We start from the raw sequence: 18129 nt of genomic DNA, 5'->3' as shown, positions 1-18129 counted from the left end.
TGGAATTATCAAAAATAATTGATTATAAATATAAATAATCTTATAAAATTAGTCAATTGTTTTTCTTAAAATTTTTTAAATTTTCATTCTTAATAATATTAATTTAATAAAAAACAACATAAAACGACCATGCACTTCCAATAACAGGAAGTGCATGGTCGTTAGTTATATGTTATGAAGTCGGTGCAATATTTTGTCGAGGCTCTTTCTTTAAAAATTTACGAATATACGGAATGACCCAATAATCTAATCCGTATTTTCCAGCGTTTGCGCCGGCAACAAGAATGAAAAATGTGAGCAATATCATTTGCGGGTTGGTGCTTGTTGTTCCCGAGAACATAAACGCAAAGTTCATCACAGCTCCCATCAGTGCAGAAAACGTTGTGAATATACCGAGAAGCAACGCAATCCCTACTAACACCTCACCCCACGGTACTAAGAAGTTAAACAGCCCGACATTCGGCAATGCGAAATTTTCAATAAATGCTGCCCACCAGCTTTGCACCGCTGGATGTTCCCCAGAAGCTTTAGCAAGCGCCCCTTTTAAAAAGCCTGTTGCATCAAATTCACCTGTCACTTTATGCCATCCTGCTGTCAACCAAGCATATCCAAGATATAGACGAAACAACGTTAGCATTGCGGCCGCACTAACATGTTCTCTCAACCATTTAACTACCATCCTTTATCCCCCTCACTTGTTAATATTTCCTCTTATACTTATATCGTATCACTTTTCCTTGTAAATGAAATGAATTTGATCAATATTTCACAATTTATTAATAAAGTTATTACAAATTTCGTAAAGTTTTCAAAAACTATTTCATCAGTAAAGTAAGTCTCCCTTATCTATTGACAGCATAAAAAATCAAAAAGCCAGCAATGTCGCTGGCTTTTATCCATTATTTCGCGCAAATCCGCTTAACTCCAACATTTGCAAAGCATGTCGGATTTTATTTTCATCGACATTCCATCTCGCCTCTTCTAGACGCAAAGCAATCGGAATATCGCAGTAAATTTTCGCAAGCTTTCGCGAAAGATCCAACATGTCCAGATGCTCGCTTATTTTTTGTTGTTGCGCCTTCGTTAGCCTATGCATGTTTTCAACAATTCCTTCAATCGAGCCATACTGCTGTATAAGCTTTAAAGCCGTTTTTTCACCGATGCCGCGAACCCCCGGATAATTATCGCTGGCGTCTCCCATTAACGCTTTCACATCGGCGAGTTGATGCGGCAAAATTCCTTTCTCTTGCTGAAAACGTTCAAACGTATACACATCGTAGTTGCCAATTCCTTTTCCAAGCAAATATACCGTGACCCTTTCCGAAAGAAGCTGGAAAAGATCGCGATCCCCCGTCAAAATCGAGATAGGCAGCTCGCTTTCATATTGCTTTGTCAATGTTCCGATGCAATCATCCGCTTCCGCTCCCATAACACCAATATTCGGAATTTCAAGCGCGGCAACCACCTCTTTCACTAAATCAAACTGCGGCACAAGTTCAAGCGGCGGCTCCCCGCGATTGGCTTTATAGGCAGGAAACATTTCCGTCCGAAACGTCGTGCTTCCCATATCCCAACAACACACCACATGCGTTGGCTGAATCGTGCGGACAGCCGCTAATAAATGTTTAACGAACCCGTGGATCGCATTCGTCGGAATGCCTTGGCTATTGAACATAAAATGACCGCTTGGCGCCGTCGCATAAAACGAACGAAACAACAGCGCCATTCCATCGACCAATAACAAGTGAGAATGGTTTGTCTTCATTTAAAAATTCCCTTTCCTGCAATGCTTTTTAACTGTCTAGATGGATTATAATGCGATATAAACGAAAAGACCACCCCTTTTAGGGATGGTTCATTTTCGAAGGAACGGAAATTTTCTGGGCTTTCGTCAATTTCTCGTCGACCGTTAACAGCTCTTTTTTCTCCCAACTGACGAAATAATCTTCCCACATGACATGGCAAGAATCATTGGTAACATCTAATACCATGCCTCTTGCTCCGTCAAGGGCAAAAATGACGCAATCTCCCACTCGAAACATGGCTGATCACCCAAGTCGAAAGACGATGCCATGACCGCCCCGAGGATATTCCCACTTAATGTTTTCGTACGGACAGCCGATTCGACAACTCCCGCATTCGTGACATCCCTCGTAGCCGACATGCATCCGAATTTCTTCCCATTTATATACAGACGCCGGACAGAAAATGGTACAAATTTTATCGGGACATTTCGTTAAACAAATATTCGGGTCGAGAACGTGAAGATGTGATTTCGTATCGGCATTGAAGCGAACTAAATATTGTTTTTCTTCAATCGTTTGATTTTTCATCATTTCATCACCCTCCACGCCTTAATCACATCACGTGCCAGCTTCAACTTTTCACCCGTTGAACCGAAGTCGCGCCAAATTTTTTTCTGTTTTTCCCATTTGGACGCTCCGTCAACAGTAAACATTTGGCTTGCCGCGCGGTTCATCATCGGAATATACCGTTCGAAATATTGCGGAAACGCATCAAAATGGTGGGTCGCATCTTTGTATTTTTTCAAATCTTGACCGATGAAGCTTTCCATCAGTTTCATCCGATAGTGATCGAGCATGCTTTCTGAAAAATCATTGTACTCCTTTGCCATGATGATCGTTTCAGCTGCTAATCGCCCAGACGTCATCGCCATATTCGATCCTTCGCGATGAATCGCATTCACAAGCTGAGCCGCGTCTCCGACAACAAGCACACCATGCCCCGCTACTTTCGGAATCGAATGATAACCGCCTTCTGGAATGAGATGGGCTAAATATTCGATCGGTTCGCTGCCTTGAATGTAAGGGCGAATCATCGGATGGTTTTTCACATATTCAAGCAGTTCGTACGGCTTGATTTTATGCTTAATCAATCCAGAAAGTAACGTGCCCACACCGATGCTTAACGTATCTTTATTCGTATACAAAAACCCCGTCCCCAATATTCCTTTTGTCGCATCGCCGAACAGTTCAATCGTACATCCTTGCCCTGGTTCTAAATTAAAGCGATCCTCAATAATGCCTTTGTCGAGCTTTAAAATTTCCATCGTCGCTAACGCTACTTCATCCGGGCGCCACTCGCGATGAAACCCAAGCTGTTTCGCCAGTAACGAATTGACGCCGTCTGCAAGGACGACAACGTCGGCATATACGTCTCCGTCAGGACGGTCTGTCCGAACACCGACGACACGACCGTTTTCCACGATACATTCGAGAGCGACCGTTTCACAAACGAGCAACGCCCCTTGTTCGACCGCTTTTTCCGCAAACCATTGGTCAAATTTTGCGCGCAATACGGTAAAGTTGTTGTACGGCTCCCGTCCCCATTCTAACCCTTTATAGCTAAACGTCACGGCTGATTCTTTATCCATCATCATAAATCGTTGTTCGACAATCGGCCGTTCCAACGGTGCTTCTTTATAGAACTCAGGAATGATGTCCTCCATCATTTTCCGATACAACACGCCGCCCATCACGTTTTTAGACCCCGGATACTCGCCGCGCTCTAACAGTAAGACGTTCACCCCTGCTTTCGCCAACTCATACGCACAAGCTGTTCCAGCCGGACCTGCCCCGACGACAATGCAATCAAATTTTTCAGGCATGGTGTATTTCCTCCTTCAACTTTGACGCTGTTTTTATGTTCGGAAGCTCTTCTTTGATCCGCTCAATCAGCAGCGGCACAATTTCAAGCGCATCACCGACAATGCCGTAATGACACGATTGAAAAATCGGGGCATTCGGGTCTTTATTAATGGCGATAATGAGTTCTGAGTTTTGCATGCCGACGACATGTTGAATTGCTCCGGAAATGCCGATCGCAAAATAAATTTTCGGCGTCACCGTCACCCCGGTTTGTCCGACTTGATGATGGTGATCAATCCATCCCGCTTCAACGACATCGCGGCTCGCTCCAACCGCGCCGCCAAGGGCGTCCGCGAGCTGATGAATGAGCTGAAACCCTTCTTTGCTTCCCATCCCTTTTCCGCCGGCCACGACGATGTCCGCTTCATCAATGCGCACTTTTTTCGTTGTTTCTCTTACAACCTCTAACACTTTTGTTCGCATTTCTTCCTCGCGAAGCGATATGTGCTCCTCAACGATTTTCCCTGTTCGATTCGGTTGTGGTGATAGCGCTTTCATCACTTTCGGACGAACCGTGGCCATTTGCGGGCGGTATTTTTTACATAAAATCGTCGCCATAATGTTTCCGCCAAAAGCCGGGCGGCTCGCTAATAACAAGCCTGTATCTTCTTCAATATCGAGCATTGTCGTATCAGCCGTCAAACCGGTTGGTAAATCGGTGGCGATGGCGCTCGCTAAATCTTTTCCTGTCGGCGTCGCGCCGTATAAAAGAACCTCCGGTTTATGCTTTTGACAGCAATCATGCAAGGCCCTCATGTAAGGCTCTGTTCGGTAATGTTCAAAAATCGGGTCGTCATATACATAAACTACATCCGCTCCATATACAAACGCCGTGGATGCCAATGGTTTCACATTGCTTCCAATCAACACTCCCGCTAACTCGGTTCCTCTTTTGTCAGCGAGCTTTCTTCCTGCTCCTAACAGTTCGAGCGAAACAGGGGCTATTTTCCCATCTTTTACTTCCAAGTACACCCATATTCCCCGATAGTCGTCGAAATTCATCGCGCTCCCCTCCTATTGAAACAGCTCTTTTTTCTCAAAAATGATGGAAAGTAGCTTATTGACTTGTTCTTGTGCGGTTCCTTCAAGCAGTTGGCCGCCTTCTGGCTTTGGCGGTGCCCATACTTTTGATACAATGGTTGGAGATCCTTTCAGTCCTAGCTGTTTGCGGTCAACATTTTCTAAATCGTCTGCGGTCCAAATCGTTGGTTGATAACGTGCGGCTTTAATCATGTTCGGCAAAGGGGCAAATGAAATGTCGTTAATTTCTTTTTCAACGGTAAACAAACACGGCAACGTCGATTTGACGACTTCATAACCGTCTTCTAACTTTCGTTGAACGATCGCATAACCTTTTTCTTTATTTATTTCAACAACTTTTTTCACGCCTGTAAGGGGAGGAATGTTTAAACGGCGAGCGATCCCAGGCCCGACTTGACCCGTATCTCCATCGATCGTCATTTTTCCGCAAATCACCAGATCGATCGGTTGATGTTTCGCGATTTTTTCGAGCGCTTTCGTCAGCGCATAGCTTGTTGCTAACGTGTCCGCTCCGGCAAACGCACGGTCGGAAATCATATATCCTTCATCAGCGCCAAGTTCAATACATTTTTTAATCGCTTTCACCGCCGGAGGAGGTCCCATTGTCAACACCGAAACCGTTCCTCCGTACTTCTTTTTCAGCCGAACGGCCTCTTCTACCGCATGTGCATCATACGGATTTAAAATCGCTGGGGCGCTCGCCCGGTCCATCGTGTTCGTTTTCGGGTTCATTTTAATAATTTTTGTATCAGGAACTTGCTTAATACAGGCTACAATATGTAGCATAAACTCACCTCCAATGTCTTGTTATTTTTGATTTTTTGCTCGTTTGTTCATATGGATATGTTCTGCTATATCCCCTCCACTCTATTGTTATTTTTTGATATGTATGAATATTCTAGCATATACAGCAAATTCCTTGGGATAATTGTAAGAAAATTTAATATTTTGTTCACAAATAAAAAAATTGACCGCTTGGGGCTGTTGTGCAAAACGAACAAAACAACAGCACCATGCTGTCAATTAGCAATAAATCGTTTAACATGTTCACCGAGAAGTCTCCCACCTCTAAACAACGTGTAGGTGGGAGAGGTTCATTCTTCTAAACTTCATGTTTTATGATTCAACCAATCATCCGCTGAAATCGTTTCAATAGTAAATCAATCACAAAAACATGAACAAGCACGCCAATGACAAATTGCAGCCAAAACCATTCATCAGTGCTGCTGATGAACAGTTTCACAGCCCAATATGGCGGCAACAACATGCCAAGCATCGACCATTTCGAATCGACAAAATGAATGATGAGCGGAGTGGTGAGGAGAAATGTCGTTACTTTCGCTAACGCCAATCCTTCTACCTTATTTTTTGCAAAGCTGGCGATAAATAGGGCGACAACGGGAGCTTCAAACATCATCAACCATAGGACAAGGCATCGTTTCCAATCGATCGGCACTAAATGAACAATGAACATAACGATCAGCGATACAACAAAGCCGATCAGCATCGGAAAGAATAAGCGGTACAATAAAAACCCTTTTTTCGTTAGCGGCGCAATCGCATAATACGTTAACATCTCGCTGTCGCGCTCTTCAAGCAGCATCAATCCGCTCATCATTCCAATCAAGACAGATTTGTTGTTCATGAATGAGCGCAAAATAATAAGCGCGAATGACACTCATAATGACATCATGATTCGCTTCTTTTAAAACCCCCTTTTTCTCCCACTCATCCAACAGCGGAAAAAGAGCATGGGCATCTCTCTCCATGTGAGCTTCCATTCGTTCCTTCGGCAGTTTTCGCAGCAGCATGTCAAGTTCTCCTTCAAAATACACGCGGTGAATGATCGGATTGTTTCGCACTAGCTCGAGCCCTCTTAACAACAATTGCGCGAAATCGCCGCTTCCAATCTTCTCTTTTTCCTTCATTTCCTGCAAGAGCATTTCTTTGATCGTTTGTTCCTCGCGTTCAATAATTTCAAAATAATATTCATAAATAAAAGCAACAAAAAAGGGATTCCTTCATCAGAAATCCCTCTTTTTTACATAAAATTGCACTCTTCTTTTAGTTTTTATTTCCAAATATTGAAATTTTGACCAGGTATTTCATCCATTATAATTCTTCTGCTTCTTGAACTTCTGCCGTCCACTGTCCACTCTTTTTCATTCTATTGATTCTTATAAGAAAAACAATACCGATCACCCACCAACCGAGAAAAATAGCCCATTCGTAAGGCCAGACAAGCTGTGAAGGCATTCCCGGCATATAAAGAAGAATAAAACCGATTGTAAAAGCAAGAGCGATCCAGCCGACAATTGGAAGTCGTCCCGCTTGAAACGGCCGAGGCATATCAGGTTCTTTTTTCCGTAAGACAATAAAGGCCCAAGCAACCATAAAATATGCAATTGTTATTGTTAACCCACCTGCATCGACAAGCCAGACAAGCATTGGTCTTCCAAGAAACGGGGCAAATGTTGATAAAATTCCAATAAACCAGATTGAATTAGATGGTGTTTTATATTTCGGGTGAATGTAAGCAAACCAACGAGGGAGAACGTTTTCTTTTGCCATCGCATAAAGGATGCGGCTACCACCGATGATAAAGGCATTCCAACTAGTTAAAATCCCAGCAAGCCCCCCGATGATGAGCACCTTCGCAAAGAAAGGATTTCCAAAAGCAGCAGCCATTGCATCGGCAGTTGGCAGTGAAGAATTCGCTATTTCATTTAAAGGAAGCACATAGGAGACACCAAAAATGACAGCCACATAAAACAAAACGGCAAGCACAACGGATAAAATAAGGATTCTTCCAATCGATTTAAACGGAATATTCATCTCATCAGCCGCCTGAGGAACGACATCAAAACCGACAAACATAAACGGAGTCATCAGCATCACAGAAAATAATCCAGCCCAACCATCTTTAAAAAATGGCTTTAGAAGCATGGTTTCTCCGTTTACTAACGAGCCTCCTAAAAGCAACATTCCGACAAGAAAAATAGCGATCGTTAACAACGTCTGAAAGAAAGCAGCTTCTTTAATCCCCCTATGGTTAATGGCTGTAATGAACAATGATCCAACGACTCCGATCAAAACCCAAGATGCATACACATCCCATCCAGCAACTGTCCAAAGATAACCGAATTTAAAGTTTGGAAATAAATATTCAATAACCGTTGGTAACGCTACAGCCTCAAAAGCAACCACGGAAATGTATCCTAGAGCAATAGCCCATGCCGCAATGAATGCAGCTTTCGGGCCAAGCGCTCTAAGAACAAAATAAAGACCACCACCGGCTTTCGGAATTGCAGAAGACAGCTCAGCATATGTTAATCCTACGAATGTGACAAGCACTCCGCCAATGAGAAAAGCAATAATCGCTCCGATCGAACCTGCACTTATAATCCATTCTCCTGATAAAACGACCCAGCCCCATCCAATCATAGCACCAAAAGCAAGAAACAACACATCAATTCTTGTCAATACTCGGTTAAACTGTTGGTCTGTTTTTTTCTCCATCTATTCCTCTCCCTTCATTTAATTTTTTATATGTGTTTTCCGAACTTCCCTTAGAAATCTTTATCCTTTGAACGGCTGGGGACGAATGGCAACCGTTTTATACGTTGTAAAAAACTCTACTGCAGCCTGTCCCTGCTCCCGTGTCCCTGAACTGGATTGTTTCATGCCGCCAAATGGGGCTTGCGGTTCAGCACCGCCCGTTTCTCCATTCACTTGAACCATGCCAGCTTCAATTCGATCGACGAAATAAAGAGCTTTGGACAGGTCGTTTGTAAACAGGGATGCGCTCAGTCCATAAATTGTATCGTTTGCCATGGAAATCGCTTCATCCAAGGAAGCGGTTTCAATAATAGACAAAACGGGTCCAAAAATTTCTTCTCTTGCGATGATGGCCGTGTTTGACACATGATCAAACACCGTTGGTTCAATATACCAACCATTTAGGTGCGGGCATGCTTTCCCTCCTGTGATCAGTCGGCCTTCCTGTTTCCCGATTTCGATATAACGAAGAATGGTCTCATATTGATTTTTGGAAACAACTGGTCCCATCGTGACATTCGGATCCATCCCATCTCCAACGCGAATGCGCTGAACTTCTTGAATGACCTTTTCTCTGAATGCTGATATCACTTCTTTTTCCACGAAAACGCGGCTTGTAGCTGTGCAGCGTTGACCGGTCTGCTTCATAGCCCCTTCCACGACAAGACGTGCAGCGAAATCCAGATCCGCATCTTTTAAAACAATAGCGGGATTTTTTCCGCCTAGTTCAAGCTGATATTTCGCCCCGCGCGCTGCAGCCTTTTTCGCAATTTCGCATCCAATCGCATTCGACCCCGTAAACGTGATAGCATCTACTTTCTCGTGCTGCACAAGGGCATCGCCAATTCGGCTTCCTCGACCGATGACGAGATTAACGGTTCCAGGCGGAAATTGGGCTTCTTCGAAAATTTCGACTATGCGAGCGCCCGTTGCACTTGCTTCAAGCGCCGGTTTAAAAACGACCGTATTCCCGTATGCAAGAGCTGGAGCCATTTTCCAAACTGGAATGGCCAATGGAAAATTCCAAGGAGCAATGACAGCTACTACGCCGACAGGCACCCGTTTGCTAAAAAATAGATTAGATGGATCGGAAGAAGGGAGCACTTCTCCCAATTTCCGAAATCCTTCTCCCGCATAATAACGGAGAATCGAAGCACTCCTCTGCACTTCCGCTTTCGTTTCTGCTAAACGTTTGCCCATTTCTTTCGTCGCAATCTCTGCCAGTTCATCCGCATATTTCTCAAACAGATCAGCCGCTCTTTGAAGACATGCGGCTCTCTCTGGTCCAGACGTGAGCGCCCATTTTTGTTTGGCGGCTGCTGCAGCTTCAACAGCGAGATTCACTTCTTTCTCCGAAGAGTTTTGAACAACGGCAACCAGTTCATCGTAATTGGCCGGGTTAAAAAGTTGGATCGGTTCATCCGCTGCTGAAAGCCACCGTCCACCGATAAAATTCTTTGCCTCTCTCACGATCGTTTGCTTCATCGTGACACTCCCCTTTTTTGTACTTCCTCGAAAAGTTCCTCAAGAATCGAAAATCCTCGATCAAGCTGTTCATCTGTCATGACAAGCGGCGGTAAGAAACGAAGAACGTTGCTGTAAATGCCGGCGCTGAGGAAAATCGCGCCTCGCTTCCAAGCATTTGCCACGATGTATGCCGTTTCTTCCTTGGCAGGTATTTTTTCGTTGCGATCTTGAACGAGTTCGACCGCACACATCGGCCCAAGACCGCGAACATCGCCAATGATTTCATATTTTTCCTGCATCGCTTTCAAACGAGCTTTCATCTTCTCGCCAAGTTCTTGACTTTTTTCCACTAGATTTTCTTCTTTAATCACCTCAAGAACCGCAAGAGCTGCCGCGCAACCGAGAGGGCTTCCGGAAAAAGTGCCGCCAAGCTGCCCGACTTCAGGTGCATCCATCATCTCAGCTCTTCCAATGACTGCACTGATCGGAACTCCTGCTCCCATTGACTTCGACATCGTCACCAGATCGGCTGCTACTCCGAAATGCTCCATCGCAAACATCTTTCCTGTACGGGCAAAACCAGTCTGAATTTCATCTGCAATCATGACAATCCCATACTCATCACAAATATCGCGAATTGCCTTCATAAAACGACGTGATGGAACGATAAATCCCCCTTCTCCTTGCACAGGTTCAACAATGATCGCAGCAACATCTTCAGGAGCTACTTCAGCGATAAAGAAATGACGAAGCCTCTTAATCAATTGGTCATCGACCTCATCGGCAGTCATGCCATCTGAACGGTAATAATAAGGAAAAGGAAGTTTATAAACTTCAGGCGCAAACGGTCCGAATCCTTTTTTGTACGGCATCACTTTGCTCGTCAGTGACATCGTAAGCAGCGTACGTCCGTGATAGCCGCCGGTAAAGGAAAGAACTGCTTGGCGTCCCGTATATTTGCGTGCGATTTTAACAGCGTTTTCCACAGCTTCTGCGCCGCTGTTTAAAAAGATTGCTTTTTTTGGAAAATCCCCTGGCACAAGGGAGTTCAGTTTCTCAGCGAGTTCGACATATGATTCATATGCGGTCACATGAAAGCATGGATGAATAAATGACTCTGCTTGCCGCTTTACGGCCTCCACCACTTTTGGGTGACAATGACCAACGTTCTGAACGCCGATCCCACCGGCAAAATCAATGTACTCCTTTCCATCAACATCGGTAATGATGGCTCCTTTTGCTTCCTTAATAAAAATCCCTGTCACGTGATACGGAGCTCTCGAAACCGCCTTCAATCTTCTTTCCATCCATTTTTCAGATTGTGATGCAGAATACGTATGTGACATTGACATAAAAACTCCCTCCTTAAAAATGATTAAAATAGAAAAAGGCCAGCTTAATCATCGAAAATAATGATTAAACTGGCCGGTATCTATTGTGCCTCTCGCCTGCAGGGCGAGTAGAATAGATTCCACAGTTTTTCTATATATGCTATTTTCAGTTGCTTCTATTGTAAACGAGATATACGGTTATTGTCAAATTATTTTTAATATTTTAATTTTACAAAAAATATTTACAATAGAACAACCTTCCCTTATAATAAAAAGCAAAAGTAACCGTCTCTTCAGTCGGTTTTAACAGCCGACGGTGTGCGAGCGGTCGATTGAAACAAAAACTTCATAATTGTTTTTTCTTAAAGAACTGTTTCGATCCGACAGCCGTTTCTTTGCCGAAGCGCTCTCTCGGATCGTTAAGCCGGTTCCTTTCCTAATCGTTAAGCTGTCAAGGAAGGAATCGGCTTTTTTATTTGCTTGCTGAAACAGGAGGTGAATGCATGACAGGAGCGCTGGACGGAATTCGCATTCTCGACATGACTCGAGTTCTCGCCGGTCCTTACTCGACGATGATTCTTGGCGATCTTGGAGCAGACGTTATTAAAGTCGAAGCGCCTGGCGGATCGGATGACACCCGTTTTTGGGGACCGCCATTTCAAAACGGTGTCAGCGCCTATTACATCTCAGCCAATCGAAACAAACGAAGCATCACTGTCAACCTAAAGACAGAAGAAGGAAAGGAAGTGATCCGCCGTCTTGCCAAAACAGTAGACGTTGTCATTCACAATTTCAAAACGGGGACGATGGAAAAGTTTGGTCTTGATTATAACGCTCTTTCTTCACTCAATCCGCAACTCATCTACTGCTCCATTACCGGATTTGGTGAAACGGGCCCTTATCGTCATCTACCGGGCTATGACTACATCATTCAAGCGATGAGCGGATGGATGAGCATTACAGGCACAGAATCTTCCGGACCGCTGAAAGTGGGGGTCGCCATCACGGATGTATTTACCGGCCTATACGCTGCCATTGCTGTACAGGCTGCCTTACTCGCCAGGGAGAAAACAGGCCGCGGACAAAAAATTGACCTTTCCTTGTTCGACTCAGCGATCAGCACACTCGTAAACGTAGCTTCAAACTACTTAATGTCAGGAGAGGTTCCAAAGCGTCTCGGAAACGACCATCCAAACATCGTCCCGTACTCTACGTATGAAGCAAGCGACGGCTTGCTTGTCATAGCTGTAGGCAATGATCGACAGTTTCAGTCGCTTTGCGAGCTTCTTTCCGATCCAACGATTGGAAAAGATCCGCGCTTTCAAACGAATCCTGGCCGTGTTGCCTACCGTGATGAACTGAACCAGCGCCTAAATGAAGAAATCAAAAAGAGGACAAAGGCGGAATGGCAACAGCTTCTTGCAGAGAAGGGCGTCCCATGCGGACCAGTCAACACGCTTGATCAGCTTTTTCAAGATCCTCAAACGCTTGCAAGAGAAATGGTTGTAACAATGGAGCACCCAAAAGTCGGAACATTGAAACTTGTTGGGAGTCCGCTGAAAATGTCAGATACGAAAGTTTCTTATCGGATCCCGCCTCCTCTTGCCGGGGAACACAACGATGAAATTCTAAAAGAAATTGGCTTGATTTCAACATTTACTAATGAAATGGAGGAATAACGAATGATGAATTTCGATTTTACGCCAGAACAAGAAATACTCCGAAGCACCGTCCGAAAATTTGTGGACAAAGAAATTATGCCTTACATTAAAGAATGGGATGAGCGTGGTTATTTTGACCCGAATATTATGAAACGGCTAGCTGAATTAAATCTCATGGGAGTTTGCATTCCTGAAGAGTACGGCGGTGCCGGCATGGATTATAACTCCCTTGCGATCGTCTGCGAAGAACTCGAAAGAGGAGATACTGCCTTTCGCACGGCCGTTTCCGTCCATATCGGATTGAACAGCCTAACTCTGTTGCAATGGGGAACGGAGGAACAAAAACAAAAATATCTTGTTCCGCAAGCGAAAGGAGAAAAAATTGGCGCATTCGGTTTGACTGAACCCGGCGCCGGATCTGACGTTGCCGCCATTTCCACAACTGCGGTTCGCGATGGAGATTACTATATTTTGAACGGACAGAAAACGTGGATTTCTCTCTGTGATATCGCTGACCATTTTATCGTTTTTGCCTATACAGACAAATCCAAAAAGCACCACGGCATTTCTGCCTTCATCGTTGAACGGACGATGCCGGGATTCTCTTCGAAAGCAATTAAAGGAAAGCTTGGCATTCGCGCTGGAAACACTGGGGAATTGTTCTTTGACAACGTCCGTGTACCAAAGGAAAACCTTCTTGGGCACGAAGGTGAAGGATTTAAAATTGCCATGTCCGCTCTTGATAATGGCCGCTTTACCGTAGCGGCAGGAGCCGTTGGCTTAATTATGGCCTGCCTAGAAGCAAGCGTAAAATACTGCCATGAACGGAAGACATTTGGCAAAGAAATCGGCCGCCACCAACTCGTCCAGCAAATGATTGCCAATATGGAAGCTGGGCTTCAGATAAGCCGACTTCTGGTCTACAAAGCAGGCTATCTGAAAAATCAAGGGAAACGAAACACCCGGGAAACATCGCTGGCTAAGTGGATTGCATGCGATTTCGCCAACAAAGCAGCTGATGACGCAGTACAAATTCACGGGGCATACGGTTACTCAAACGAATATCCGGTTGAACGCTATCTCCGCAACTCAAAAGCACCGGTCATCTACGAAGGAACTCGAGAAATTCATACGATTATGCAAGCAGAGTATGTCCTTGGCTACCGTAAAGATAAACCGCTGCGAAAAATGCTTCCAGCGTGGAACCCTGAATCAGTCAAGCTTTAAATTTCCAACATAATCCAATCCTCGAACAGAAACGCAATCGGATCAATCCATTTGTCCGTTCCAAGCGTTTCATGTTCGGGGAATATTTTCATTACAAAAAAAAAACGGAAAAATCCGTTTCGCCGAATTACTTCTCCATATGCGCTTTTTCTTCAATTTGACGATACTGTTTATATAAATCTTTCAGCGCAGCTGCTAGAGCTTGATTCGCCTTCCCAAGATATCCGTTATTCAACTGGGCAAGCGGCTCCTCAATGCCATCTTTTAAAGAGTGCCCCTTCAAAAGACGTGCAACATAATCTCGTCCATGTTCTGTGGCGAGCGTACAAGAAGCATCAATAATGACCCCATATTTTTTATCAATCTCAGCTGTAATGGTAAGCGTATCAAACACACTTTTTGCTGCCATTCCTCCAGGCAATCTGGCATGTCCAGCAATAAACTGTGTGTTCATTCACCTTCATCCCCCTTATGCAGTGAATATACCAAAAATTTTTAATTATCTAACATAAAATTATACGAAAAAGAATCGTACACGTTATTTATTCTAAAAGTATTATAAAGCATTTTTTATAAGAATTTTTCAAAATCATCCGACAAATTTCGATATGGATCAAATGAATTTACGATGCGAATAAAATCAGCGAACATAAAATAGCCCATGCATTGAAACCTCTTCGCATTTTCATGGATGAAAGCTGTGCCTAAAATATGCTTAACGAATACGTTTTTGATAACAGCTCTAATAGTTTTATGCCGGTAATGCTGTTTCCCTTCTCATCTAATGACGGTCCAAAGATGCCGATGCCAAATCGGCCTGGGACAGCCGCGAGAATTCCGCCTGAAACGCCGCTTTTGGCTGGAATGCCAATTTTAATCGCAAACTCTCCTGAAGCGTTATACATGCCGCATGTCACCATAAATGTTTTGCAAATCCGTGCGATGTGAGGCGGCATGATTGGATCGTTTTGGATCGGATCGAATCCGTCCATCGCAAAAACAAGCCCGATTCTCGCTAAATCGATACAGTTCATTTCGATGGCGCATTGTTTCGTATATAAATCCATTAACGGTTCAACATCCTCATCAATGATGCCGTGCTGTTTTAAAAAATAACATAGAGAACGGTTCAAAAACGCCGTTTCAAACTCCGATTGCGCCACTTCTTTTGAATACGTAATCGCTGAATCTCCCGCCAAACGATGCACAAACGTCAACAAACGATGAAACCGTTCGTCTACATCAGCTCCATCAATCATATGCGTAACCGCTAATGCACCCGCGTTAATCATCGGATTGAGCGGTTTAGGCGGTTGCTTTTCTTCTAATTTAGCAATGGAATTAAACGGATCCCCTGTCGGTTCCATTCCAACTTTTTTAAATACCTCTTCCTCCCCGCGATTCATTAACACAAACGCGAGCGCGATAATTTTCGAAATGCTCTGCAGCGTTGCTTTTTCTTGCGTATCTCCCGCACAAACAACCGTTCCATCAGGGGCATAAATCGCGATCGATAAATCATTTGGATCCGCCTTGCGAAGGGCCGGAATATAATCAGCCACCTTCCCGTATTTCGCATATGGTTTGGCTTGTTCTACAAATTGTTGCAATTGCGTCTCATTATACATTGTTCATCACCGTTTTTATTATGACCAGCCAAACCTTCGATATGTATAACGATCCCAAATAAAAAATCATAAGGAGCTGTCCAAATGAATGGATCAGCTCCTGTCTATATTTCATCGTTTATTCCGATTTTATTTCCACTTAACCTGCCATGCATATTGATCCAGAAACGAAATCTAGCTTAGCGATCCCTTTTTTGCAAGGTTCTCTAAAACAAGTGCCACTCCATCCTCATCATTCACCGCTGTCACAAAGTCGCTACGCTCTTTGACCTCATCCGAAGCATTTCCCATCGCCACACGATAACCGGCAACCGCAAACATCGAAAGGTCATTGTGACTGTCTCCCATCACCACGGTGTCTTTCAGATCAATCCCGTAATAGGAGGCCAGTTTGGCGAGCGCACGCCCTTTCGTCGCCTGTTCATGGTTCACTTCAATATTATTGGGATGGGATGAAGTGACCGTTACATCCGAAATCTCCGCAAACTTCGATGAAGCCGATTTTAATAGATCTTTATTCAACGAAAAAATAAGCACTTTATAAAAAGGCGCATCCTCTTGCAGCCATACTTCTTGAATATCGTTCACATACGTCACACGCGCCTGTTGAAACTGTTTTTTCACAATCCGCTTTAAATCGGGATATTCTTCACTCATTCGATCCGCGAGCGCCTCTAAATGTTCGCGATTATGTAAGCCAACATAAACGGCTTCGTTTGTATAAATTTCACAATATAAATCTGGCTGTTTTCGAACCCACTCAAGCACAGGAATGAGCTTTTGTTTTTCTAGAGGAATATCGCCGATGATCGTCCCATCCGCAAGCGTGATCACCGCACCGTTCAGGCTCATAATCGGACAAACAATCCCCGCTTCTTTCAATGGCGCATACGCGTCTTTATACGCTCTCCCTGTCGCAATGGAGACGACATGCCCAGCCGTTTGCGCTTGAATAATCGCTTCTTTGTTTCTTGGGCTGATTTGTCCATTCGAATTCAGCAACGTTCCATCCATGTCTAATGCAATGAGCATCGGTTAACCCCTCGTTTCTTTGTGGGATTTGGGTTTAAAATCGCCATATTGATCGCTGACTAGAAAAACCCTCCATCATTATAATACAAAACTAGAATTTTGAGGGTGGAATAACATAAAAAGGCGATCTCCACTCCCGATGGATCGCTTAACATTTTTTCATCCATGTACATCAAAACAGCAAAAATACAGCACCAATGATGATTCCTGTCACAAATAGATTAATCAAACAGAAGCCCATGATGTCTTTCGCTTTTAGGCCAGCGATCGCCAAGACTGGAAGCGCCCAAAACGGCTGAATTAAGTTCGTCCAAGCATCTCCCCACGCAACAGCCATGGCCGTCACAGCAGGCGCAATGCCTAAGTCCGCACCAGCTTCCAACATAATATGCGCCTGTACGGCCCATTGTCCTCCACCCGATGGGACAAAAATGTTGACGATCCCCGCGCTAATAAACGCTAATAAAGGAAACGTCACTTCATTTGAGATTGAAACAAACCATTGAGAAATTCTCTCAGCCAACCCTGAGGACACCATCATTCCCATAATTCCCGCATAGAACGGAAATTGAATAATGATTCCGCTTGCACCTTTCACCGCATTTTGAACCGACTGCAAGAAGTTGCGCGGACGAAAATGGAACAAAATCCCTAAAAACAAAAATGTGAAGTTTACAATGTTTAAATCCAACTTAAATCCATTTGTCACAAAATGATGAATCACAAAAACAAGACCGATCCCGCCAATCAATACCGATACAAGCCAGCTATTTTCCAATCTCTCAGCGGGAGTCACCGGCTGAAATTTCCCTTTTTCCGTTGGTTCCTCTAATAACTTCGGATTAATCACGACCGCTTCTTTCTCATTGTACATAAAACGATTGGCGATCGGCAAAATGATGGCAACGGCGAAAACAATCACAAGATTAAATGTAGAAAAAAGCGTTTCGCTCGTTGGAATAATCCCAATGATTTCTTGCGTAAAATGTCCTTCCGTCGCAATCGTTAATGGAATAGATCCGCTTAATCCGCCGTGCCAAACAACAAATCCTGAATAAGCGCTGGCAATCAATAACCGATAATCTACCTTTACTTGTCTCGCTAATTCTCTAGCAAATAAAGCGCCAATCACCAAACCAAATCCCCAGTTAATCCAACTTGCAACAATCGAAATGAATGTTACTAAAATAATGGCAGTTGAAGGAGATTTCGCAATAGAAGCCAGTTTTCCTAACAACGTTTTAAAAATTGGACTGTTCGCTAATACATATCCGGTTACAAGGATGAGAACCATTTGCATGGAAAAAGTAAGCAAATCCCAAAATTTACTTCCCCACATGATGACTAATTCTTTCGGTCCTGAAGGCGTCAACATCAACGCAAACAGAAACACAACAAACGTTAACAACACAACGAATAAATAAGGATCCGGCAAATACCGCTGCACAAGCTTATTCGATAAGGAAGTCAATTGCCGAAACATAACAAAATCCCCTCCCTGACAAGTAAAATTGAG

General features: G+C 43.9%; 18 protein-coding genes. 2 read left to right on the top strand and 16 right to left on the bottom strand.

The window, feature by feature from the left end:
• Positions 1–172: 172 nt before the first annotated feature.
• From EDD69_RS01400 to gabT, 12 genes are all read right to left on the bottom strand, one after another.
• Positions 173–679, bottom strand: coding sequence for a DoxX family protein (locus EDD69_RS01400; protein WP_132947173.1), 507 nt, complete (start codon positions 677–679; stop codon positions 173–175).
• Between the two features lie 213 nt (positions 680–892).
• A complete protein-coding gene (locus EDD69_RS01395) occupies positions 893–1765 on the bottom strand; it encodes a 5'-3' exonuclease (protein WP_132947172.1) in 873 nt (290 codons plus the stop codon).
• 79 nt (positions 1766–1844) lie between these two features.
• Positions 1845–2042, bottom strand: a complete 198-nt coding sequence (locus tag EDD69_RS01390) for a hypothetical protein (protein WP_132947171.1) — start codon at positions 2040–2042, stop codon at positions 1845–1847.
• Positions 2043–2048: 6 nt separating this feature from the next.
• Complete coding sequence (locus EDD69_RS01385) at positions 2049–2336, bottom strand: ferredoxin family protein (RefSeq protein WP_207893234.1); 288 nt, start codon at positions 2334–2336, stop codon at positions 2049–2051.
• Positions 2333–3628: an FAD-dependent oxidoreductase gene (locus tag EDD69_RS01380; RefSeq protein ID WP_132947169.1), complete on the bottom strand. Its 1296-nt coding sequence runs from the start codon at positions 3626–3628 to the stop codon at positions 2333–2335. Before EDD69_RS01380 ends, EDD69_RS01385 begins: the two co-directional genes overlap by 4 nt.
• Entirely contained in the window at positions 3621–4670 is a 1050-nt protein-coding gene (locus EDD69_RS01375; protein WP_132947168.1) for an electron transfer flavoprotein subunit alpha/FixB family protein, read from the bottom strand. The genes EDD69_RS01380 and EDD69_RS01375 overlap by 8 nt, the downstream gene beginning before the upstream one ends.
• Positions 4671–4682: 12 nt before the next feature.
• Positions 4683–5495, bottom strand: coding sequence for an electron transfer flavoprotein subunit beta/FixA family protein (locus EDD69_RS01370; RefSeq protein WP_132947167.1), 813 nt, complete (start codon positions 5493–5495; stop codon positions 4683–4685).
• A gap of 337 nt (positions 5496–5832) precedes the next feature.
• Positions 5833–6324: a hypothetical protein gene (locus EDD69_RS01365; protein WP_132947166.1), complete on the bottom strand. Its 492-nt coding sequence runs from the start codon at positions 6322–6324 to the stop codon at positions 5833–5835.
• Positions 6302–6646 carry a hypothetical protein gene (locus EDD69_RS01360; protein ID WP_132947165.1) on the bottom strand — a complete coding sequence of 115 codons (345 nt, stop codon included), beginning with the start codon at positions 6644–6646 and terminating at the stop codon, positions 6302–6304. The genes EDD69_RS01365 and EDD69_RS01360 overlap by 23 nt, the downstream gene beginning before the upstream one ends.
• 175 nt (positions 6647–6821) lie before the next feature.
• Positions 6822–8228 carry an APC family permease gene (locus EDD69_RS01355; RefSeq protein WP_132947164.1) on the bottom strand — a complete coding sequence of 469 codons (1407 nt, stop codon included), beginning with the start codon at positions 8226–8228 and terminating at the stop codon, positions 6822–6824.
• A gap of 60 nt (positions 8229–8288) precedes the next feature.
• Complete coding sequence (locus EDD69_RS01350; RefSeq protein ID WP_132947163.1) at positions 8289–9752, bottom strand: aldehyde dehydrogenase family protein; 1464 nt, start codon at positions 9750–9752, stop codon at positions 8289–8291.
• On the bottom strand, positions 9749–11086 hold the full coding sequence (gabT, locus tag EDD69_RS01345) for a 4-aminobutyrate--2-oxoglutarate transaminase (protein ID WP_207893233.1): 1338 nt from the start codon (positions 11084–11086) through the stop codon (positions 9749–9751). Before gabT ends, EDD69_RS01350 begins: the two co-directional genes overlap by 4 nt.
• Before the next feature lie 482 nt (positions 11087–11568).
• Here gabT and EDD69_RS01340 point away from each other — a divergent pair, with 482 nt between their 5' ends.
• Both EDD69_RS01340 and EDD69_RS01335 read left to right on the top strand, forming a co-directional pair.
• Positions 11569–12744, top strand: a complete 1176-nt coding sequence (locus tag EDD69_RS01340; RefSeq protein WP_132947162.1) for a CaiB/BaiF CoA transferase family protein — start codon at positions 11569–11571, stop codon at positions 12742–12744.
• A gap of 3 nt (positions 12745–12747) precedes the next feature.
• Entirely contained in the window at positions 12748–13953 is a 1206-nt protein-coding gene (locus EDD69_RS01335) for an acyl-CoA dehydrogenase family protein (protein ID WP_207893232.1), read from the top strand.
• A gap of 127 nt (positions 13954–14080) precedes the next feature.
• On the opposite strand, the gene EDD69_RS01330 is transcribed toward EDD69_RS01335, so the two are convergent.
• From EDD69_RS01330 to EDD69_RS01315, 4 genes are all read right to left on the bottom strand, one after another.
• On the bottom strand, positions 14081–14407 hold the full coding sequence (locus tag EDD69_RS01330) for a DUF3870 domain-containing protein (protein ID WP_089097761.1): 327 nt from the start codon (positions 14405–14407) through the stop codon (positions 14081–14083).
• A gap of 250 nt (positions 14408–14657) precedes the next feature.
• Positions 14658–15581, bottom strand: a complete 924-nt coding sequence (gene glsA, locus EDD69_RS01325) for a glutaminase A (RefSeq protein ID WP_132947161.1) — start codon at positions 15579–15581, stop codon at positions 14658–14660.
• Between the two features lie 174 nt (positions 15582–15755).
• Positions 15756–16613, bottom strand: coding sequence for a Cof-type HAD-IIB family hydrolase (locus EDD69_RS01320; protein WP_132947160.1), 858 nt, complete (start codon positions 16611–16613; stop codon positions 15756–15758).
• Positions 16614–16785: 172 nt separating this feature from the next.
• Positions 16786–18096, bottom strand: a complete 1311-nt coding sequence (locus tag EDD69_RS01315; RefSeq protein ID WP_132947159.1) for a short-chain fatty acid transporter — start codon at positions 18094–18096, stop codon at positions 16786–16788.
• Positions 18097–18129 lie beyond the last annotated feature (33 nt).

The organism is Thermolongibacillus altinsuensis (genome assembly GCF_004341205.1).
Classification (GTDB): Bacteria; Bacillota; Bacilli; order Bacillales; family Anoxybacillaceae; genus Thermolongibacillus; species Thermolongibacillus altinsuensis.
Note: the sequence above shows the minus strand (reverse complement) of the source record. Positions and strands in the feature narration are given on the sequence as shown.